Origin of the sequence: Streptomyces sp. NPDC057694, from assembly GCF_042799415.1 — a bacterium.
Lineage (GTDB): Bacteria > Actinomycetota > Actinomycetes > Streptomycetales > Streptomycetaceae > Streptomyces.
Genome location: NZ_JBHVIX010000008.1, coordinates 124,731 through 145,671, shown reverse-complemented (window position 1 = coordinate 145,671; position 20,941 = coordinate 124,731). Strand labels below are relative to the sequence as shown.

Annotated in this window: 19 protein-coding genes; 14 read left to right on the top strand and 5 right to left on the bottom strand. The window is 71.2% G+C overall.

Translation table 11 applies throughout. The features are described 5' to 3' along the window. Positions 1-106 precede the first annotated feature (106 nt). The 4 genes from ACFVDP_RS19965 to ACFVDP_RS19950 are packed head-to-tail and all read right to left on the bottom strand — an operon-like array spanning position 107 to position 3,634. The gene (locus ACFVDP_RS19965; protein ID WP_383491190.1) at positions 107-730 is read right to left on the bottom strand and encodes a response regulator; all 624 of its coding nucleotides are present in this window, start codon (positions 728-730) and stop codon (positions 107-109) included. Beyond that, complete coding sequence (locus ACFVDP_RS19960; protein WP_383491188.1) at positions 727-1,962, bottom strand: sensor histidine kinase; 1,236 nt, start codon at positions 1,960-1,962, stop codon at positions 727-729. Before ACFVDP_RS19960 ends, ACFVDP_RS19965 begins: the two co-directional genes overlap by 4 nt. Next, a complete protein-coding gene (locus ACFVDP_RS19955) occupies positions 1,920-2,765 on the bottom strand; it encodes an ABC transporter permease (RefSeq protein ID WP_383491186.1) in 846 nt (281 codons plus the stop codon). The genes ACFVDP_RS19960 and ACFVDP_RS19955 overlap by 43 nt, the downstream gene beginning before the upstream one ends. Beyond that, complete coding sequence (locus ACFVDP_RS19950) at positions 2,762-3,634, bottom strand: ABC transporter ATP-binding protein (protein WP_383491184.1); 873 nt, start codon at positions 3,632-3,634, stop codon at positions 2,762-2,764. Before ACFVDP_RS19950 ends, ACFVDP_RS19955 begins: the two co-directional genes overlap by 4 nt. Before the next feature lie 140 nt (positions 3,635-3,774). On the opposite strand from ACFVDP_RS19950, the gene ACFVDP_RS19945 reads away from it, so the two are divergent. The 4 genes from ACFVDP_RS19945 to rpsD all read left to right on the top strand — a co-directional run bounded on the left by ACFVDP_RS19945 (position 3,775) and on the right by rpsD (position 7,870). Beyond that, a complete protein-coding gene (locus ACFVDP_RS19945) occupies positions 3,775-4,422 on the top strand; it encodes a vitamin K epoxide reductase family protein (RefSeq protein ID WP_383491182.1) in 648 nt (215 codons plus the stop codon). Positions 4,423-4,467: 45 nt separating this feature from the next. Beyond that, the gene (locus tag ACFVDP_RS19940; protein WP_383491180.1) at positions 4,468-5,826 is read left to right on the top strand and encodes a replication-associated recombination protein A; all 1,359 of its coding nucleotides are present in this window, start codon (positions 4,468-4,470) and stop codon (positions 5,824-5,826) included. Positions 5,827-6,214: 388 nt separating this feature from the next. Continuing rightward, positions 6,215-6,913, top strand: a complete 699-nt coding sequence (locus ACFVDP_RS19935) for a DUF1524 domain-containing protein (protein WP_383491178.1) — start codon at positions 6,215-6,217, stop codon at positions 6,911-6,913. A gap of 342 nt (positions 6,914-7,255) precedes the next feature. Beyond that, the gene (rpsD, locus tag ACFVDP_RS19930) at positions 7,256-7,870 is read left to right on the top strand and encodes a 30S ribosomal protein S4 (RefSeq protein WP_018534860.1); all 615 of its coding nucleotides are present in this window, start codon (positions 7,256-7,258) and stop codon (positions 7,868-7,870) included. A gap of 30 nt (positions 7,871-7,900) precedes the next feature. On the opposite strand, the gene ACFVDP_RS19925 is transcribed toward rpsD, so the two are convergent. Further along, on the bottom strand, positions 7,901-10,111 hold the full coding sequence (locus ACFVDP_RS19925) for an ATP-binding protein (RefSeq protein WP_383491176.1): 2,211 nt from the start codon (positions 10,109-10,111) through the stop codon (positions 7,901-7,903). A gap of 185 nt (positions 10,112-10,296) precedes the next feature. Here ACFVDP_RS19925 and ACFVDP_RS19920 point away from each other — a divergent pair, with 185 nt between their 5' ends. The 10 genes from ACFVDP_RS19920 to ACFVDP_RS19875 all read left to right on the top strand — a co-directional run bounded on the left by ACFVDP_RS19920 (position 10,297) and on the right by ACFVDP_RS19875 (position 20,846). Next, a complete protein-coding gene (locus tag ACFVDP_RS19920) occupies positions 10,297-10,743 on the top strand; it encodes a DUF948 domain-containing protein (RefSeq protein ID WP_383491174.1) in 447 nt (148 codons plus the stop codon). An 8-nt stretch (positions 10,744-10,751) separates the two neighbouring features. After that, the gene (locus ACFVDP_RS19915) at positions 10,752-11,105 is read left to right on the top strand and encodes a DUF6167 family protein (RefSeq protein WP_383491172.1); all 354 of its coding nucleotides are present in this window, start codon (positions 10,752-10,754) and stop codon (positions 11,103-11,105) included. Beyond that, positions 11,105-13,777 carry an alanine--tRNA ligase gene (alaS, locus tag ACFVDP_RS19910; RefSeq protein WP_383491170.1) on the top strand — a complete coding sequence of 891 codons (2,673 nt, stop codon included), beginning with the start codon at positions 11,105-11,107 and terminating at the stop codon, positions 13,775-13,777. Before ACFVDP_RS19915 ends, alaS begins: the two co-directional genes overlap by 1 nt. Next, the gene (gene ruvX / locus ACFVDP_RS19905) at positions 13,777-14,241 is read left to right on the top strand and encodes a Holliday junction resolvase RuvX (RefSeq protein WP_383491168.1); all 465 of its coding nucleotides are present in this window, start codon (positions 13,777-13,779) and stop codon (positions 14,239-14,241) included. Before alaS ends, ruvX begins: the two co-directional genes overlap by 1 nt. Before the next feature lie 131 nt (positions 14,242-14,372). After that, a complete protein-coding gene (gene mltG, locus ACFVDP_RS19900; RefSeq protein ID WP_383491166.1) occupies positions 14,373-16,115 on the top strand; it encodes an endolytic transglycosylase MltG in 1,743 nt (580 codons plus the stop codon). Further along, on the top strand, positions 16,093-16,932 hold the full coding sequence (locus tag ACFVDP_RS19895; RefSeq protein WP_383491164.1) for a shikimate dehydrogenase: 840 nt from the start codon (positions 16,093-16,095) through the stop codon (positions 16,930-16,932). Before mltG ends, ACFVDP_RS19895 begins: the two co-directional genes overlap by 23 nt. 167 nt (positions 16,933-17,099) lie before the next feature. Continuing rightward, the gene (aroC, locus tag ACFVDP_RS19890; protein WP_383491162.1) at positions 17,100-18,284 is read left to right on the top strand and encodes a chorismate synthase; all 1,185 of its coding nucleotides are present in this window, start codon (positions 17,100-17,102) and stop codon (positions 18,282-18,284) included. Between the two features lie 29 nt (positions 18,285-18,313). Then, complete coding sequence (locus ACFVDP_RS19885; RefSeq protein WP_383491491.1) at positions 18,314-18,796, top strand: shikimate kinase; 483 nt, start codon at positions 18,314-18,316, stop codon at positions 18,794-18,796. Beyond that, positions 18,793-19,884 (top strand): 3-dehydroquinate synthase, encoded by a 1,092-nt coding sequence (gene aroB, locus ACFVDP_RS19880; RefSeq protein WP_383491160.1) that lies wholly within the window; start codon positions 18,793-18,795, stop codon positions 19,882-19,884. Before ACFVDP_RS19885 ends, aroB begins: the two co-directional genes overlap by 4 nt. Positions 19,885-20,018: 134 nt before the next feature. After that, positions 20,019-20,846 (top strand): Pro-rich N-terminal domain-containing protein, encoded by an 828-nt coding sequence (locus ACFVDP_RS19875; protein ID WP_383491158.1) that lies wholly within the window; start codon positions 20,019-20,021, stop codon positions 20,844-20,846. The last annotated feature ends 95 nt before the right edge of the window (positions 20,847-20,941 follow it).

Below are 20,941 nucleotides of genomic sequence, written 5' to 3'. Positions count from 1 at the left end.
CGGGGGGGGGGTGTGGGGGGGGGGGGGGGGGGGGTGTTGGGGGGGGGGGGGGGGGGGGGACCCCCCGCGACCAGCCACGACGAGAGCCGCGCCCGACGACGGACCCCTATTCCAGCAACCCGAACCGCATCGCGCTGGTGACGGCCGCCGTCCGGTCGTCCACCCCGAGTTTGCCGAACGCCCGTAGGAGATGGGTCTTCACCGTCGACTCGGCGACATGCAGCCGCCGCCCGATCTCGGCGTTCGTACACCCGTCGGCGACCAGCCGAAGCACCGCCGTCTCCCGCTCGGACAGCCGGGGCCGCTCAGGATTCGTCCGCAGCTGGTCCACGAGCCGCGCCGCGACGGAGGGCGCGAGCACGGTCTCGCCCCGCGCGGCGGCACGCACGGCGCCCGCGAGCTCGGCCCGTGCCAGGTCCTTGAGCAGATAGCCGGCGGCGCCCGCCTCGACGGCCCGCAGGATGTCCCGGTCCGTCTCGTACGTCGTCAGCACGATCGTCCGGCACGGCAGCCCGGCCGCCGTCATCCGCACGATCGACTCGACCCCGTCGCCGCCGGGCATCCGCAGATCCATCAGGACGATGTCCGGAGCGAGTTCGGCGGCGAGCGCCTCCGCCCGCGGACCGTTCGACGCCTCCGCGACGACCGTCAGGTCCGGCTCGGCGTCGAGCATGGCGCGCAGGCCCTCGCGCACCACGGGATGGTCGTCGGCGAGCAGGATACGGATCACGAAAGGGTCCTCTCGGGTACCGGGAGCCGGACGGTGACGGTGGTGCCCGCGCCCGGCGTGCTGTCGACGACGGCGGTGCCGCCGACCTCGGCGACGCGCGCCCGCAGCCCGCGCAGGCCGAAGCCGTCGCCGGGCGCGCCCGGCGCGAAGCCGGGCCCCGCGTCCCGTACGACGAGGGTCAGGTCCGCCGCCGTATAGGCGAGTCGGACGTGCACGGTCGTGTCGGGGGCCGCGTGCTTGCGTACGTTGGACAGGGCTTCCTGGCAGCCGCGCAGCACCACCACCTCCAGGCCGGGCGCAAGCGGCCGGGCCGCGCCGCTGACCTCGACCTCGGCCCCGTGCCGGGCCGCGAGCCGGAGCAGCGCGTCGGGCAGGGTCGCGCCGTCCAGGTCGACGGGGGCGCCGCCCGCGACGAGCGCCCGGGCCTCCGCGAGGTTCTGCCGCGCGGTGTCCGCCATCAACGCCAGGTGGCGGCGGGCCTGCGGGACGTCCGTCGTCAGTTCGGCCTCGACGGCCTGGACGAGCATCAGGACGCTGGTGAAGCCCTGGGCGAGGGTGTCGTGGATCTCCCGCGACATCCGCTCGCGCTCGGCCAGGGCCCCGCGGTCGGCGAAGAGCTGGGCGACCTCCTCACGGCTCGCGTCCAGTTCCGCGATCAGCTCTGCCCGCTCCTGGCTCTGGTCCATGATCCGGATCGTCCAGCCGCCGAGCGCCGCCGAGAAGACGAGCGTCACCACGGCGAACACCGAGTTGAAGAAGAGATCCTGGCCGTCGATGTCCCACAGCAGCGCCCAGCCCACCACCGGCGCGAGATTGACGACGGTGACCGCGATCATGGCCCTGCGGTAGCGCAGCCCGATGAAGCACTGCGGGACGAGGGCGAACGCCATCAGCCGTGTCTCGCCCACCAGCACACCCGGCATCAGGTACATCGCCACGGCTCCCGCGATGTACGTCACCGCCCGTCTCTCGTTCACCCCTTCGGTCATCAGTACGGTCCGCCCGTAGGCCACGTACCAGGGGACGAGCGGGACGAGCAGCCCCCCCGTGCCCAGCCGGACGGGCCATGCGGGCTCGGCCGTGCCGAGCACGAACACCAGAGTGGCCAGCCACACGATCGCGAAGTAGGTGTCCCAGAGCCGGAAGGTGCGGGTCCAGACGTGCTCTCCCCGCGGCTCGGTCCGGGCGTTCACCCGGCGTGTCGGTTCTTCCAGCGGAAGGTCAGCAGGCACAGCACCAATCCTCCGACGCACCAGGCACCCAGCACCAGAGCCGTCCTGCCGAGTTCCCAGCTGCCCGCCTGCTCCAGGACATGCGCCGAGTCCGGCAGGAACACCCCGCGCAGCCCCTGGCACAGCCACTTCAGCGGGAACAGCGCCCCGATGTTCAGCATCCAGTCCGGGATGGTGTCGATCGATATGTAGACCCCGGAGATGAACTGCAGCACCAGGAAAGGGAGAACGACGACGGAGGTCGCGCTCCTGCCGGACTTCGGTACGGAACCGACCGCGATGCCGAGCAGCGCGCACGCCGTGATGCCGAGCAGGAACAGCCAGGCGAACGTCACCCACTTGGCCGGGCTCGACGGAAGGGCGACGCCGTAGAACGCCGTGCCGACGGCCAGCAGGACCGCCGTCTCCAGCAGGCCCGTGACCAGCACGAGCCAGACCTTGCCCAGAAAGTACGCGGCCGGTGGCATCGGCGTACCGCGCAGTCGGCGCAGCACCTTCTCGTCGCGCTCGATGGCGATGGCAATGCCGAGCGACTGGAAACTCGTCGACATGATGCCCGCCGCCATCATCGCGGGGACGTACAGCTGAGAGGCGGTGATGCCCGCGCCCCGCACGTCGTCGCTGAAGATCGACGCGAACAGGAACAGGAAGACGACCGGGAAGGCGAAGGTGAACACCACCTGCTCCCGCAGCCTGAAGAACTGCTTGATCTCCAGTGCGCCGCGCCGCAGCCCCAACTTCCAGGCGCCCGGCAGCCGTTCGGTCTGCCGCGCCTCCGTGCCCGCCAGTGTCGTGGTCGTCATCGCCCTGTCTCCTGTTCCTGTCCGGTGAGCCGGAGGTAGACGTCCTCCAGCGTCGGGCGGCCGACCCGCAGGCCGGGGATCTCGCCGTCGAACCGCCGCGCCAGCTCGGCGACCGTGCGGGTGGGGGTGTCCGTGTGCTCGCTGCGCGGGGAGCCGTCGGGCTCGGTCCATTCGACGGTGGCGCGGGTGCCGTAGCGCTCGCGCAGCTCGGCCGGGGCGCCCTCCGCCACGACCCGGCCGGACGCGATCACCGCGAGCCGCTGCGCGAGCGCCTCGGCCTCCTGGAGGTAGTGCGTGGTCAGCAGGATCGTGGTGCCCTCGGCGGCGAGCATCCGGATCAGCTCCCAGAACTGCCGCCGGGCCGCCGGGTCGAACCCGGTCGTCGGCTCATCCAGGAGCAGCAGTTCCGGATCGCCGATGACACCGAGCGCCACGTCGAGACGGCGCCGCTGCCCGCCCGAGAGCGACTTGATCCGGGCGTTCGCCTTCTTCCCCAGACCCACCAGCTCGATGACCCGGTCCGGGTCGCGCGGCGCCGGGTAGTAGTGGGCGAAGTGCCGTACGGTCTCGCGCACCGTCAACTCGGCGGGCGCCGACTCGTCCTGCCAGACGATGCCGACCCGCGCCCGCCAGGCGCGGCCCGCGCTGTCCGGGTCCGCGCCGAGCACGGTCACCTCACCGCCGTCCCGGGACCGGTTGCCCTGGAGGATCTCCACCGTCGTGGACTTGCCCGCGCCGTTCGGTCCGAGCAGGCCGAAGACCTCTCCGGTACGGATCGTCAGATCGAGGCCGTCGACGGCGGTCACGTCGCCGTACTGCTTGCGCAGCCGCCGTACGTCCACCGCGAGTTCCGCTGTCTGTGGGGTCATGACACCGAGCGTCCCCCCGAACCGAGCGCTCCGGGCCCAACGGACGTACATCCTTATGTCCATCGAACAGTGGACCCCCTGGCCCGTACGGCAGAATGAGCGTTCCCGCAGGCCCCCTCTCTCACTTACGGATCGGCGTGATGAGCAAGACGACCACAGCAAGCGACAGCGACAGCGTCTCCCGCGGCATCGACACCGCGGGCGCCCCACGCACGGTCGGCGGCAGCCGTGGGTTCGGACTGCTCCTGGTGATCACAGGAGCGGCCGGGCTCCTCGCGGCCTGGGTCATCACCCTGGACAAGTTCAAGCTGCTGGAGGACCCGAACTTCATCCCGGGCTGCTCCATCAACCCGGTCATCTCCTGCGGCAGCATCATGAAGAGCGACCAGGCGTCGGTCTTCGGCTTCCCGAACCCGATGCTGGGCCTGGCCGCCTACGCCGTCGTGATCTGTGTCGGCATGAGCCTGCTCGCGCGGGTCAGCTTCCCGCGCTGGTACTGGCTGACGTTCAACGCGGGCTGCCTGTTCGGCGTCGGCTTCGTGACCTGGCTGCAGTTCCAGTCCCTGTACCGGATCAACGCGCTGTGCCTGTGGTGCAGCCTGGCCTGGGTCGCCACGATCCTGATGTTCTGGTACGTCACGTCGTCCAACATCCGCAACGACTTCCTGCCGGCCCCGCGCTGGCTGAAGTCGTTCTTCGCGGACTTCACCTGGGCGCTGCCCGTCCTGCACATCGGCATCATCGCCGTGCTGATCCTCACGCGCTGGGGCGACAAGCTCTGGGCCTGACGCCTCCCGGCGGGGTTGTCAGTGCGGTGACTTAGGGTTTTGTCCGTGGAACCCGACCTCTTCACCGCCGCAGCCGAGGAACGCCAGGAGAAGGACCCGTCCGCGAGTCCCCTGGCCGTCCGGATGCGCCCGCGCGTCCTCGACGAAGTCGTCGGGCAGCAGCATCTGCTCAAGCCGGGGTCGCCGCTGCGCCGCCTGGTCGGCGAGGGCGGCGGCGGACCGGCGGGCGCGTCGTCGGTGATCCTCTGGGGTCCGCCCGGCATCGGCAAGACGACCCTCGCGTACGTCGTCTCCAAGGCGACGAACAAGCGGTTCGTTGAGCTGTCCGCGATCACCGCCGGTGTGAAGGAGGTCCGGGCCGTCATCGAGGGCGCCCGGCGCGCGCTGGGCGGGCACGGCAAGGAGACCGTCCTCTTCCTCGACGAGATCCACCGCTTCAGCAAGGCCCAGCAGGACTCACTGCTGCCAGCGGTCGAGAACCGCTGGGTGACGCTCATCGCGGCGACCACGGAGAACCCGTACTTCTCGATCATCTCGCCGCTGCTCTCCCGCTCCCTGCTCCTGACCCTGGAGCCGCTGACCGACGACGACCTGCGCGGGCTGCTCGCGCGGGCGCTCACGGACGAGCGCGGGCTCGGCGGGGCCGTGACGCTGGCCGAGGACGCCGAGGAGCATCTGCTGCGCGTCGCGGGCGGGGACGCCCGGCGTGCGCTCACCGCCCTGGAGGCCGCCGCCGGTGCCGCTCTCGCCAAGAGCGAGGAGGCCATCACCCTCGAAAGCGTCGAGGAGACGGTCAATCGCGCCGCGGTGAAGTACGACCGTGACGGCGACCAGCACTACGACGTCGCCAGCGCCCTCATCAAGTCCATCCGCGGCTCGGACGTCGACGCGGCGCTGCACTATCTGGCCCGCATGATCGAGGCCGGAGAGGACCCGCGCTTCATCGCCCGGCGGCTGATGATCTCCGCCAGCGAGGACATCGGCCTCGCCGACCCGACGGCCCTGCCCACGGCGGTCGCCGCCGCGCAGGCCGTCGCCATGATCGGCTTCCCGGAGGCCGCGCTGACCTTGAGCCACGCCACGATCGCGCTCGCGCTGGCCCCGAAGTCGAACGCGGCGACGACCGCGATCGGGGCCGCCATGGAGGACGTCCGCAAGGGTCTTGCCGGGCCGGTGCCGGCCCATCTGCGGGACGGGCACTACAAGGGCGCCGCCAAGCTGGGGCATGCGCAGGGGTACGTGTATCCCCATGACGTCCCCGGGGGAATCGCGGCGCAGCAGTACGCGCCGGACGCCATTGCCGGCCGGCGGTATTACGAGCCGACGCGCTACGGGGCCGAGGCGCGGTACGCCGATGTGGTCGAGCGGGTCCGCGAGCGCTTGCGGGGCGACTCCGGGGCCTGACCGTTTCATCACCGAGTGCGGTCGCGTCGTGGCTGGTCGCGCAGTTCCCCGCGCCCCTTTTCGGGTCGTTATTCGTGTGCGGGCCGGTGGCCGCTTCTCGCGCAGTTCCCCGCGCCCCTAGAGATGCGCACTTCGTGCGCTATCTCCATCAAGGCGCGCCACCCGCCCCCATCAGAGGCGCGCGAAGCGCAGCCTCAAGGGGAGGCGGCGCGTAGCGACTGCCTCAGGGGCGCGGGGAACTGCGCGAGAAGAGGCCACCGGCCGTCAGCTGACAACGGACCCAGGGGCGCGGGGAACTGCGCGACCAGCCCCCACCGGCCCGCACAGGAACGACAACGCGGGACCCGCCCGGCGGGCACCGCGGCGCAGGCCCGCCTAGGCTCACCCCATGCGCAGCCCCCGCCGCAGAACCCTCACGGCAACCGTCACCGCAGCCCTGCTGCTCAGCGCGGCGGCGTGCGGGAGCGAGGAGGCGAAGGGCCCGGCGACGGCGGTAGCCCTGAGTCAGGGATTTCCGCCCACCGCGGCGCAGGCCAAGGCCCAGCTGAACACCCTCGCCGTCGCCTGGGGCAAGAACTGGCAGACGTACAAGAGGAGCGAGTTCGGCGACGGGTGGAGCGACGACGTGGACGCCCCGGGCGGGCGCAACGGCTGTGACACCCGCGACGACGTCCTGCGCCGCGACCTCGACGACCTGCGCGAGGGCGACCGCAACCGCTGCGTGGTGATCTCCGGCACCCTGCACGACCCGTACACCGGCAAGAACCTGCCCTACTACTACCGCCGGGCCTCCCAGATCCAGACCGACCACGTGGTCGCGCTCGGCGCCGCCTGGCGGGCCGGGGCCTGGGCCTGGACACCGAAGAAGCGGCTCACCTACGCCAACGACCTCGATGTGCTGCTGGCCGCCGACAAGACGGCGAACTACGAGAAGAGCAGCAAGACCCCGGACAAGTGGAAACCGGCGAACAAGGCGTTCTGGTGCGAGTACGGACGGCGCTGGACCGGCATCAAGACCAAGTACGCGCTGACCGTCACCGCGCCGGAGAAGCAGGCCCTCCAGGACCTGCTGGCAAGCTGCCGCTGAGCCATCCGGTAGACTTCCCCGAAGTGCTGTGTCCTGTGCCCGGTGTCCCGAAAGGGAGACAGGGCGTCACCAGAGCGGGACATCAAGCCGGATCCCCCGAACCGCGAGGCACAGGGGATCCAGGAGCGTCGCGCACCTTCGAAGGTGTCGCGGGCGGCCCACCACCCTCCCGGGTTTCCGGGACCAGGTCGGTGGGCCACTCGCGTGCTGCACGTATGTGCCCAGTATCCGGGAGCGGCTGCCTGTCCATCCTCGTGATGGAGGGGTTTCCCGGGCTGCGGATGCGACCTCCCAAACCCTGGTGAAGCCGTATTCGCATCGAAAACATGAGGTGTTTGGTTCATGGCGAACCAGTCCCGCCCCAAGGTCAAGAAGTCGCGTGCCCTCGGCATCGCGCTGACCCCGAAGGCCGTCAAGTACTTCGAGGCCCGCCCCTACCCGCCGGGCGAGCACGGCCGTGGCCGCAAGCAGAACTCGGACTACAAGGTCCGTCTGCTCGAGAAGCAGCGTCTGCGCGCGCAGTACGACATCAGCGAGAAGCAGATGGCTCGTGCCTACGACCGCGCCAAGAAGGCCGAAGGCAAGACCGGCGAGGCCCTGGTCATCGAGCTGGAGCGTCGTCTCGACGCGCTGCTGCTGCGTTCGGGCATCGCCCGCACGATCTACCAGTCGCGCCAGATGGTCGTCCACGGCCACATCGAGGTCAACGGCCAGAAGGTCGACAAGCCCTCGTTCCGTGTCCGTCCCGACGACGTCGTGATGGTCCGCGAGCGCAGCCGCGAGAAGCCGCTGTTCCAGGTCGCGCGTGAGGGTGGCTTCGCCCCCGAGGGCGAGACCCCGCGTTACCTCCAGGTGAACCTGAAGGCCCTGGCCTTCCGCCTGGACCGGGACCCGAACCGCAAGGAGATCCCCGTGATCTGCGACGAGCAGCTCGTCGTCGAGTACTACGCCCGCTGACCGACCAGCGGACGTAGTCTCACCTGCGTTTCAGCCCGTCGTCTCCCCGCCGTTCGCGGTGGGGGAGGCGGCGGGTTTCCGCTTTTCCGGGGGCAGCGCGCGGGCCGGCCGCGGCACCGTGACGGTGGACGTCGGAGGCCCACCGCCGAGCGCCCGCGCCACCGTCTCGTCGTGGCCCAGCAGCTCACCGACGCGCGTCAGTTCCTCGAACCGGGCGTCGCCCAGGGCCTCGCGGGCCCGCGACTCGCACAGCTCGTGCGGCACGTTGTAGTGCCCCGAGCCGAACAGCCGAAGCCCCACCGACGGCCACATCCTGCCCGCCGCGCCCTGCAGCACCGCCGCCTCCGCGGCGTCCCCCTGCGCCACCGTGACCAGCGCGAGCAGCTCGATCGCCAGCACGGTGCCGAGCAGATCGCGGAACTCGTGGTCGATGGTCAGACACTCCTCCAGGAGCCGCCGGGCCGCGGCCGGCTCGCCCTCCGTCCACTGGGCGTACGCGAGCACATAGAGCGCGTACGCCCGGGTCCACCGCTCCCCGTGGTCCTCGCACACCTGCCGTACGTCCTCGCACAGCGCGACGGCCTGCGCCAGCTCGCCGCGGAACGCCAGCGCCATCGCCAGCTCCACCTGCCCCATCAGCACATTGCTGTTGAGCTCACCGATCTCGCGGTAGCGGGTGAGCGAGTCGCGCAGCAGGCGCTCGGCGCGCGGCACGTCGTCCGAGACCAGGGCCAGGCAGCCGGTGCGGTGCACGGCGTAGGCGAGCGCCGTCGTGTTGCCCGTGCGCTCCGCCTCCTCGCGGCACTCCTGCAGCGCCGCGAGGGCGGGCACCGTGTCGCCCTGGAGGATCGCCACATAGCCGAGCACCCACAGCGCCTTCAGCCGGGAGTCCGGGTACCCGGACTCGGAGTGCTCGCCGCCCGGGGCGTCCAGCTCGATGCTGTGCTCCAGCCAGTGCCGCCCCTCCGCGAGATGTCCGCAGCCCGCCCAGTAGAACCACAGCGTGCCCGCCAGGTACTGGGCCAGATGCGTCTCGCCCGGCTCGTTCAGGCAGAACTCGAGAGCCGCCCGCAGATTCGGCAGTTCGCCGTCGATCCGGGCCGCCACCTCGCCCTGCCGCGGGGAGAACCAGTCCAGCTCGCACCAGGTCGCGAGCCCCATGTACCAGTCGCGGTGCCTGCGCCGCATCCGCTCGGCGTCGGCGATGCCGTCCAGCCACTCGGCCCCGTACGCGCGGACCGTGTCCAGCATCCGGTAGCGCACCCCGGCCGGCGCCTCCTCGCGGGTCACGACGGACTGGCCGATGAGTTCCTGAAGGACGTCGAGGAGCGCGTCCGCGTGCAGCCCGTCGCCGCTGCAGATGTACTCGGCGGCCTCCAGGTCGAACGAGCCGGAGAAGACGGAAAGGCGCGCCCACAGCAGCCGCTCCTGCGCCGTGCACAGCTCGTGGCTCCAGCCGATGGTCGTCCGCAGGGTCTGATGGCGCGGCAGCGCGTCCCGCACACCGCCCGTGAGCAGCCGGAACCGGTCGTCGAGCCGCTCCGCCAGCTGCGCGGGCGACAGCGCCCGCAGCCGCCCCACCGCCAGCTCCACCGCGAGCGGCAGGCAGTCCAGGCGGCGGCACACCTCCCGTACGTCGTCCCGGTTGCCGTCGTCCAGCCGGAAGCCGGGCAGCAGCGCGGCGGCCCGGTCGGTGAACAGCTCGGCCGCGTCCTCGACCGGCAGCGGCGCCAGCGGCAGGAGCCGCTCGCCGTCCAGCGTGAGCGGCCGGCGGCCCACCGCGAGCACCCGCAGGCCCGGCGCCGCGCGCAGCAGGTCCCGTACGAGACGGGCGCACGCGTCGACCAGGTGCTCGAACCCGTCCAGGACCAGCACGAGGGTGCGCCCGGCGAGATGCTCGACCAGGACCTGGCGCGGGGGCCGGGTCGTGTGGTCGGTGAGGCCCAGCGCCTCGGCGAGCGCGTACTCCACCAGCTCCGACCGGCGCACCGCCGCCAGCTCCACCCGCCACACCCCGTCGGCGCACAGATCCCGCGGGATGAGCGTGGCCGCGTGCGCGGCGAACCGGGACTTGCCGACCCCGCCGGCCCCGGTGACCGTGACCAGACGGGCGGCGGCCAGGGACTCCTGGAGGGCGGCGAGTTCGGCGGCCCGCCCGACGAAACGGTTCAGTTCATGGGGGAGGTTGCCGGGGTGCGGAGGACCGGCGGACGTGCGGTCGGGGCGCGGAGTGGAAGGCATGAGATACGGAGCGTACTCATCCGTACGCACTCCGTGCAATCGGTTCGATCAAAGTGCGGCGGTACCGAGGGGAATGCGGTGCGGAGCGCGGGGCGGGGCGCGATAGGCTCGGGGGACGACTTTTCGATGTTCAGCAGTGGTGCGGCAGCAGACAGCCTCAGCAGACAACCAGGGAGCGGTGCCAAGTGTCCGGTGGAGAGGTGGCCGGGATCCTGGTGGCCGTCTTCTGGGCGATCCTGGTCTCCTTCCTCGCGGTGGCACTCGCGAGGCTGGCCCAGACGCTCAGGGCGACCACCAAGCTCGTCGCGGACGTGACCGACCAGGCTGTTCCGCTGCTCGCGGACGCCTCGGCGGCGGTGCGCTCCGCGCAGACCCAGATCGACCGGGTCGACGCGATCGCCTCGGACGTGCAGGAAGTCACGTCGAACGCGTCGGCGCTGTCCTCCACCGTGGCCTCCACCTTCGGCGGCCCGCTGGTCAAGGTGGCCGCGTTCGGCTACGGGGTGCGCCGGGCCATCGGCGGCCGCGGCAAGGAAGCGCCCGCCAAGCAGACCCGCCGTACCGTGATCGTGGGCCGTGCGATCCCGGAGTCGCGCCGCGCCAAGCGGGCCAACCGGAACAAGAGGGACTGACCACAGCTATGTTCCGCCGTACGTTCTGGTTCACCGCGGGCGCAGCCGCCGGCGTGTGGGCCACCACCAAGGTCAACCGCAAGATCAAGCAGCTGACGCCGGAGAGCCTCGCCGCCCAGGCCGCGAACAAGGCCGTCGAAGCGGGCCACCGCCTCAAGGACTTCGCCCTCGACGTCCGCGACAACATGGCCGAGCGCGAGGCCCAGCTCGGCGACGCGCTGGGCCTGAGCGAGCCGGACGAGGGCGAACTGCCCGCGCAGCGCCGCTTCGCGATCGTGCAGAACACCTCCAGCGTCAAGCAACCCAAGCCCATCGAGTACAACGCGCGCAACGCGTACGACAACCGGAATGAGGACCACTGATGGAGTCGGCTGAAATCCGTCGCCGCTGGCTGAGCTTCTTCGAGGAGCGTGGCCACAAGGTCGTGCCCTCGGCGTCGCTCATCGCCGACGACCCGACTCTGCTGCTCGTCCCCGCGGGCATGGTCCCGTTCAAGCCGTACTTCCTGGGTGAGGTCAAGCCGCCCGCCCCGCGCGCTACTTCGGTACAGAAGTGCGTGCGCACGCCGGACATCGAAGAGGTCGGCAAGACCACCCGCCACGGCACGTTCTTCCAGATGTGCGGCAACTTCTCCTTCGGCGACTACTTCAAGGAAGGCGCCATCAAGTACGCCTGGGAGCTGCTCACCAGCCCCCAGGACAAGGGTGGTTACGGCCTGGAGCCGGAGAAGCTCTGGATCACCGTCTACCTCGACGACGACGAGGCCGAGCGCATCTGGCACGAGGTCGTCGGCGTACCGAAGGAGCGCATCCAGCGCCTGGGCAAGAAGGACAACTTCTGGTCCATGGGCGTCCCCGGCCCGTGCGGCCCGTGCTCCGAGATCAACTACGACCGCGGCCCCGAGTTCGGCGAAGAGGGCGGCCCGGCGGTCAACGACGAGCGCTACGTGGAGATCTGGAACCTGGTCTTCATGCAGTACGAGCGGGGCGCCGGTACCGGCAAGGACGACTTCGAGATCCTCGGTGACCTGCCGTCGCAGAACATCGACACGGGTCTCGGCCTGGAGCGCCTCGCCATGATTCTGCAGGGCGTGCAGAACATGTACGAGACCGACACCCTGCGCGTCGTCATCGACAAGGCCACCGAGCTGACCGGTGTCGCCTACGGTGCCAAGCACGAGTCGGACGTCGCGCTGCGCGTCGTCGCCGACCACATGCGCACCTCGACGATGCTCATCGGCGACGGTGTCACCCCCGGCAACGAGGGCCGTGGCTACGTGCTGCGCCGCATCATGCGCCGCGCCATCCGCAACATGCGCATCCTCGGCGCCACCGGACCGGTCGCGCAGGAGCTGCTCGACGTCGTGATCGACACGATGGGGCTGCAGTACCCGGAGCTGATCACCGACCGCAAGCGCATCGAGCAGGTCGCGCTCGCCGAGGAGGCCGCGTTCCTCAAGGCCCTCAAGGGCGGCACGAACATCCTGGACACCGCCGTCACCGAGACCAAGGCCGAGGGCGGCACGGTCCTCGCCGGCGACAAGGCGTTCCTGCTGCACGACACGTGGGGCTTCCCGATCGACCTCACCCTGGAGATGGCCGCCGAACAGGGCCTGTCCGTGGACGAGGACGGCTTCCGCCGCCTGATGAAGGAGCAGCGGGAGCGCGCCAAGGCCGACGCCCAGGCCAAGAAGACCGGTCACGTCAACGTCGGCGCGTACCGCGAGATCGCGGACGCCGCCGGTGCCACCGACTTCATCGGCTACACCTCGCTGGACAGCGAGTCGACCGTCGTCGGCCTGCTGGTCAACGGCGTCTCCTCGCCTGCCGCGACCGAGGGCGACGAGGTCGAGGTCGTCCTCGACCGCACTCCGTTCTACGCCGAGGGCGGCGGCCAGATCGGCGACACCGGCCGCATCAAGCTGGACAACGGCGCGGTCGTCGAGGTCCGCGACTGCCAGAAGCCGGTCCCGGGCGTCTACGTCCACAAGGGCGTCGTCCAGGTCGGCGAGGTGACCGTCGGCGCTCCGGCCCAGGCGATCATCGACGTGACGCGCCGCCGGGCCATCGCCCGCGCGCACTCCGCCACGCACCTGACCCACCAGGCGCTGCGCGACGCGCTCGGCCCGACGGCCGCGCAGGCCGGTTCGGAGAACCAGCCGGGCCGCTTCCGCTTCGACTTCGGTTCGCCGTCCGCCGTGCCCACGGCCGTGATGACGGACGTCGAGCAGAAGATCAACGAGGTCCTGGCCCGCGAGCTCGACGTGCAGGCCGAGGTCATGTCGATCGACGAGGCGAAGAAGCAGGGCGCCATCGCCGAGTTCGGCGAGAAGTACGGCGAGCGGGTGCGTGTCGTCACGATCGGCGACTTCTCCAAGGAGCTGTGCGGCGGCACGCACGTCCACAACACGGCCCAGCTGGGTCTGGTGAAGCTGCTCGGCGAGTCGTCCATCGGCTCGGGCGTGCGCCGTATCGAGGCCCTGGTCGGCGTCGACGCGTACAACTTCCTGGCCAAGGAGCACACGGTCGTCGCCCAGCTCCAGGAGCTGGTCAAGGGCCGCAGCGAGGAGCTGCCGGAGAAGATCTCCGCGATGCTCGGCAAGCTGAAGGACGCCGAGAAGGAGATCGAGAAGTTCCGCGCCGAGAAGGTCCTGGCGGCCGCCGGCGGTCTCGCCGACTCCGCCAAGGACGTCCGCGGTGTCGCCCTCGTCACCGGCCAGGTGCCCGACGGCACGAGCGCCGACGACCTGCGCAAGCTGGTCCTCGACGTCCGCGGCCGCATCCAGGGCGGCCGTCCCGCGGTCGTCGCGCTGTTCACGACGGTCAACGGCAAGCCGCTCACGGTCATCGCCACGAACGATGCGGCCCGCGACCGCGGCCTCAAGGCCGGCGACCTGGTCCGTACGGCGGCCAAGACCCTCGGCGGCGGTGGCGGCGGCAAGCCGGACGTCGCGCAGGGCGGCGGCCAGAACCCGGCCGCGATCGGTGACGCCATCGACGCCGTCGAGCGCCTCGTCGGGGAGACCGCGAACTGATGCGCAGAGGCCGCCGGCTGGCGATCGACGTGGGGGACGCCCGGATCGGGGTCGCGTCCTGCGACCCCGACGGGATCCTCGCGACTCCGGTGGAGACCGTGCCGGGACGCGACGTCCCGGCCGCCCACCGGCGGTTGAAGCAGCTCGTCGAGGAGTACGAACCGATCGAGGTGGTCGTCGGACTGCCCCGCTCCCTCAAGGGAGGCGAGGGGCCTGCCGCCGCCAAGGTCCGTGGCTTCACCCAGGAGCTGGCGCGGGGCATCGCGCCCATTCCGGTGAGGCTCCTCGACGAGAGGATGACCACAGTGACGGCCAGTCAGGGCCTGCGCGCCAGCGGCGTAAAGTCCAAAAAGGGCCGTTCTGTCATCGACCAGGCGGCCGCCGTGGTCATCCTTCAGCAGGCCCTGGAGTCCGAACGGGCGTCAGGAAACGCCCCTGGCGAGGGCGTCGAAGTGGTTGTCTGATCGCGATACGGTAACGTTCCGCGCGATCGGCGGCGTTCGAACAGCTGCCGCACAGCATCAAGAGGCGGAACGGTTGCCCTCCGAACCGGAGGGGACCGGGTCCTCCCCGCCTCGCGGCTTGTAGGGGACCGATGACTGATTATGGCCGGGGCCAAGGCTCCGAACCGTGGCACCCCGCGGACCCGTTGTACGGGGACCAGGGGTGGGAGCAGCAGGCCGCGCACGGCCAGCCTGCCTACGGCGGCCAGGGGAGTTACGACCCGCAGCAGCCGCAGCAGACGTACGGCGGTGACTGGGGCCACGGCCGGCAGCAGGGCGGGAACGGCTACGGCCAGGACCCTGCTTACGGCCAGGATCCCGCCTACGGCCAGGGGGCCGGTTACGGCCAGGACCAGGGGTACGGCCAGGGCCAGGAGGGGTACGGCCAGGGCCAGGGCCAGGGATACGGACAGGACCCGGGCTACGGGCAGCAGGGGTACGGCGGTCACCAGCAGGGCCAGGGCGGCTGGGATCAGAGCGGCCAGGGACAGGTCCCGTACGGCGTCGACCCCACGGACCCCTACAACACCGGCCACCAGGCCGCGTACAACAGCGGCGAACAGCCGGACTACTACAGCACCCCCGACGCCTACCCGCCGCCGGAGCCGCCGGGCCGCCGACGCGCGCCCGAGCCGCAGACCGAGTGGGACGCGGGCCCCGACCAGGGCGAGGACGCGTTCTTCAACGGCGGCGGCGATGACGACGACGAGGGCGACGACCGCGGTGCGCGGCGCGGCGGCCGCAAACCGAAGAAGCGCCGCAGCGGCTGTGCCTGCCTGGTGCTCACGGTGATCTTCGCGGCCGGTGTCGGCGGCGTCGGCTATTTCGGCTACCAGTTCTACCAGGACCGTTTCGGCTCGGCGCCGGACTTCTCGGGCGACGGCAACGGCGAAACGGTCAGCGTCGTCATCGACAAGGGCTCCGACGGCTACACCATCGGCCAGAAGCTCAAGGCGGCCGGTGTCGTGCAGAGCGTCGACGCCTTCGTCGCGGCCCAGTCGGCGAACCCGCAGGGCAAGACGATCCAGGCGGGCGCGTACGTGCTGGAGAAGGAGATGTCCGGGGCGAGCGCGGTCAAGTCCATGCTCAGCCCGACGAGCCACGCGAATCTGAAGATTCCCGAGGGCTGGCGGAACGCCAAGATCTACGCCGCGGTCGACAAACAGCTGAAGGTCTCGAAGGGCACGACCGCCAAGGCCGCCAAGAGCGGCTACAAGGACATGGGCCTGCCGTCCTGGGCGCTCAACCACAAGGACGTGAAGGACCCGCTGGAAGGGTTCCTGCTGCCCGGGAGCTACGCGATCGCCAAGGGCATGAAGCCCGAGGACGCGCTCAAGCAGATGGTCGAGCGGGCCGACGAGAGCTACAAGACCCTCGACCTCGAAGGCCAGGCCAAGAAGTTCAACCTCGACGGCCCGTGGCAGCTGCTCACCGTCGCCAGCCTCGTGAACGCCGAGGGCAAGACCCACGACGACTTCCGCAAGATGGCCGAGGTCGTGTTCAACCGGCTCAAGCCCAGCAACATGGAGACGGTCGGCAAGCTCCAGTTCGACTCGACGTACAACTACGCCAAGGGCCAGAGCAACATCGACATCGGCGAGTCCGAGATCAACAGCGACCCGGACCCGTACAACACCTACTACCACAAGGGTCTTCCGCCCGGCCCGATCGGCAACCCCGGAGACGAGGCGCTGAAGGCCACGCTCAACCCGACGAGCGACGGCTGGCTGTACTTCGTGGCGACGGACGGTATGCACAAGACCGAGTTCGCCAAGACCAACGCCGAATTCGAGAGGCTCAAGGACAAGTTCAATGCCAGCCAGCAGGGCAACTGACGCGCGCAGAGCGGCAGTCCTCGGTTCCCCGATCGCCCACTCGCTCTCGCCGCAGCTGCACACCGCGGCGTACCGGGCACTCGGCCTGGACGACTGGACGTACGACCGCTTCGACGTCGACGAGGCGGCGCTGCCCGGATTCTTCCGGAGCCTCGGCGCCGAGGAGTGGGCCGGTCTGTCGCTGACGATGCCGCTGAAGCGTGCGGTGATCCCGCTGCTCGACGGGGTCACCGACACCGCCGCGTCGGTCGAGGCGGTGAACACCGTCGTCTTCCACGCCGACGGGCGGCGCACCGGTGACAACACCGACATCCCCGGGCTGGTCGCCGCGCTGCACGAGCAGGGCGTCGAGAAGGTCGAGTCCGCCGCGATCCTCGGCGCGGGCGCCACGGCGTCCTCGGCGCTCGCCGCGCTGGCCCGGATCTGCACGGGCGAGGTCGTCGTCCACGTCCGGAGCCGGCAGCGGGCCCACGAGATGCGCGGCTGGGGCGAGAAGCTCGGCGTCCCCGTGCGCATCGCCGCCTGGGACGACGCGGCCCGCGCCTTCGAGGCGCCCCTGGTCATATCGACGACACCCAAGGGCGGCACCGACCACCTGGTCGACGCGGTGCCCGCGCGCGTGGGCACGCTGTTCGACGTGATCTACGACCCGTGGCCCACCCCCCTCGCGGCGGCCTGGCAGCAGCGCGGCGGACCCGTGCTCAGCGGCCTCGACCTGCTCGTGCACCAGGCTGTCTTCCAGTTCGAACAGTTCACCGGGGACACCCGCCCGGTGCTCGGCGCGATGCGCGAGGCGGCCTGGAAGTCGCTCGGCTGACCTTCGCCCGCGTGTTCCCCGTCTCACCCGACGTCCGCAAGGCGGACACCGGGACGAGCCCCTGGCCGGGCATGGGAGGATCAGAGGACGCGCGGTGGGCCGGGCACATGTGCCGTCCGGCGCCGCCCGCAGAGCCGTTACGCAGAGCGTGAGCATGAGGAGCACCGTTGAGCAGGTTGCGCTGGCTGACCGCGGGAGAGTCGCACGGACCCGCACTTGTCGCGACGCTGGAGGGACTTCCCGCCGGCGTTCCGATCACCACGGAGATGGTGGCGGACCACCTGGCACGGCGGCGCCTCGGCTATGGCCGCGGCGCGCGGATGAAATTCGAGCGTGACGAGGTCACCTTCCTGGGCGGCGTCCGGCACGGCCTGACGCTGGGCTCCCCGGTCGCGGTCATGGTGGGCAACACCGAGTGGCCGAAGTGGGAGCAGGTCATGGCGGCCGACCCCGTCGACCCCGAGATCCTCAAGGACCTCGCGCGCAACGCGCCGCTGACCCGGCCCCGGCCCGGCCACGCCGACCTGGCGGGCATGCAGAAGTACGGCTTCGACGAGGCCCGGCCCATCCTGGAGCGAGCCTCCGCACGGGAGACCGCGGCCCGGGTGGCCCTCGGCGCGATCGCCCGGTCGTACCTGAAGGAGACCGCCGGGATCGAGATCGTCTCCCACGTCGTCGAGCTGTGCTCCGTCAAGGCGCCGGCCAACGTGTACCCGACGCCGGCCGACGTGGAGAAGCTCGACGCCGACCCGCTGCGCTGCCTGGACGCCGTCGCCTCGAAGGCGATGGTCGCGGAGGTCGACCAGGCCCACAAGGACGGCGACACCCTCGGCGGCGTCGTCGAGGTGCTGGCCTACGACGTGCCGGTGGGCCTCGGCTCGCACGTGCACTGGGACCGCAAGCTCGACGCCCGGCTCGCGGGCGCCCTCATGGGCATCCAGGCCATCAAGGGCGTCGAGATCGGTGACGGCTTCGACCTGGCCCGGGTGCCGGGCTCGCAGGCCCACGACGAGATCGTCAACACCGGCGAGGGCATCCGCCGGGTCTCCGGGCGGGCCGGCGGCACCGAGGGCGGCCTGTCCACCGGTGAGCTGCTGCGGGTCCGCGCCGCGATGAAGCCGATCGCGACCGTGCCGCGCGCCCTGAGGACCGTCGACGTCGCCACCGGCGAGGCCACGCAGGCCCACCACCAGCGCTCCGACGTCTCCGCAGTGCCGGCCGCCGGCATCGTCGCCGAGGCCATGGTCGCCCTCGTCCTCGCGGACGCCGTCGCCGAGAAGTTCGGCGGCGACAGCGTCCCCGAGACCCGGCGCAACGTGCGGTCCTACCTCGACAACCTCCAGATCCGGTGAGCGGGCCGAGGATCGTCCTCGTCGGGCCCATGGGCGTGGGCAAGTCGACGGTGGGCGCGCTGCTCGCCGAGCGGCTCGGCTGCTCCTACCGGGACACCGACGACGACATCGTGGCCGCACAGGGCCGGACCATCGCGGACATCTTCGTCGACGAGGGCGAGGAGAGCTTCCGCGCCATCGAGAAGGCGGCCGTCGCCACGGCGCTGGCCGGGCACGAGGGGATCCTCGCGCTGGGCGGCGGGTCGATCCTGGACGCCGACACCCGGGCGCTGCTCGACGGGCACCCGGTCGTCTTCCTCTCGATGGACGTCGAGGAAGCCGTCAAGCGGACCGGACTGAACGTGGCGAGGCCGCTGCTCGCCGTCAACCCCCGTAAGCAGTGGCGGGAGTTGATGGAGGCGCGCCGCCATCTGTACACCGAGGTCGCCCGGGTGGTCGTGGCCACCGACGGCCGCACACCCGACGAGGTCGCAGCCGCCGTCCTCGACGCACTGGAGTTGAAGCAGGCATGAGCGAGCAGATCACCCGTATCCAGGTCGGCGGCACCGCGGGCACCGACCCCTACGAGGTACTGGTGGGCCGTCAGCTCCTCGGCGAGCTGGGCCAGTTGATCGGCGACCGGGTCAAGCGGGTCGCCGTCCTGCACCCCGAGGCGCTGGCCGAGACCGGGGAGGCGCTCCGTGCCGACCTGGCCGACCAGGGCTTCGAGGCCGTCGCCATCCAGGTGCCGAACGCGGAGGAGGCCAAGACCGCCGAGGTCGCCGCCTACTGCTGGAAGGCGCTCGGCCAGTCGAACTTCACGCGCTCCGACGTCATCGTCGGTGTCGGCGGCGGCGCGACCACCGACCTCGCCGGGTTCGTGGCCGCGACCTGGCTGCGCGGGGTGCGCTGGATCGCCATCCCGACCACCGTGCTCGCCATGGTGGACGCGGCGGTCGGCGGCAAGACCGGCATCAACACCGCCGAGGGCAAGAACCTCGTGGGCGCCTTCCATCCGCCGGCCGGCGTGCTGTGCGACCTGGCCGCCCTCGACTCGCTCCCGGTCAACGACTACGTGTCCGGGCTCGCCGAGGTCATCAAGGCCGGATTCATCGCCGACGAGCGGATCCTGGAACTGGTGGAGGAGGACCCGCAGGCGGCACGCACGCCCGCCGGGCCGCACACCTCCGAGCTGATCGAGCGCGCCATCAAGGTCAAGGCCGAGGTGGTCTCCTCCGACCTGAAGGAGTCGGGCCTGCGCGAGATCCTCAACTACGGGCACACGCTCGCCCACGCCATCGAGAAGAACGAGCGCTACAAGTGGCGGCACGGCGCCGCCGTCTCCGTCGGCATGCACTTCGCCGCCGAACTCGGCCGTCTGGCCGGGCGGTTGGACGACGCCACCGCCGACCGGCACCGCACCGTCCTGGAGTCGGTGGGACTGCCGCTGTCCTACCGCTACGACCAGTGGCCCAAGCTGCTCGAGACCATGAAGGTCGACAAGAAGTCGCGCGGCGACCTGCTGCGCTTCATCGTCCTCGACGGCCTCGGCAAGCCCACCGTCCTGGAGGGCCCGGACCCCGCCGTCCTGCTCGCCGCCTACGGTGAAGTGGCCGAATAGCCCCGCTCGTTGAGCACCGGGCACTTTGCTGCCGCCCGGGCCGTTCACACAACGACGGCCCGGGACGGTACCGTTCGATAGCGCTCGGTTCGCCGACGCCTCCCTGACGGTTGTACGAGACGGAGTGGCACCGGATGCAGCACGCAGTGGGGTCTCCGCTGCCACCGCCCCATCAGCCGGGGCACGGCCCGGGCCCGGGCCCGGCCACCGCCGGGAGCCAGGCGCAGCAGCAGCCCGGCGCGCCCGGCTTCACCGGCGCCCCGCACCACCCGCCGGTCCCGCCGCCGCCGCACCCGCACCCGCCGGTGCCGCACCGGGACACCACCGGGCATGTGCAGCTGCCGCCCGGCGGCCCGGTCGCCGTGCCGAGCCCGCCGCCCGCGCAGGCCCCCGCCGACCCGAGCGCCACCACCCTCGCGGTCCTGCTGATCGGTCCCGCGGGCGCCGGCAAGACCAGCGTCGCCAAGTACTGGGCGGAGTGCCGCCGTGTCCCCACGGCCCACATCAGCCTCGACGACGTACGGGAATGGGTCCGCTCGGGATTCGCCGACCCGCAGACCGGGTGGAACGACTACAGCGAGGCGCAGTACCGCCTGGCCCGCCGCACCTGCGGCTTCGCCGCGCGCAACTTCCTGGCGAACGGGATCTCCTGCATCCTCGACGACGCCGTCTTCCCCGACCGGCCGGTCGTCGGCCTCGGTGGCTGGAAGCGGCACGTGGGGCCCGGGCTGCTGCCCGTCGTCCTGCTGCCGGGCCTGGAGATCGTCCTGGAGCGCAACGCCCAGCGCAGCGGCAATCGCCGGCTGACCGACGAAGAGGTCGCCCGGATCCACGGCCGGATGGCCGGCTGGTACGGCTCGGGCCTGCCGATCATCGACAACTCGCAGCTCGACGTGCCCGGCACCGCGCAGGTCCTCGACGATGTGCTCGCCCGGGCCATCGCGAGCCCGCCCCAGTGGTGAATCGTCACCCCTGATCCCCCTCCCGGACCTCGGGGAACGCGGGCACCGACGCCCGTCCGGACGCGCTGAACCGGCCGGGTCGGGCGCCCGCTCGT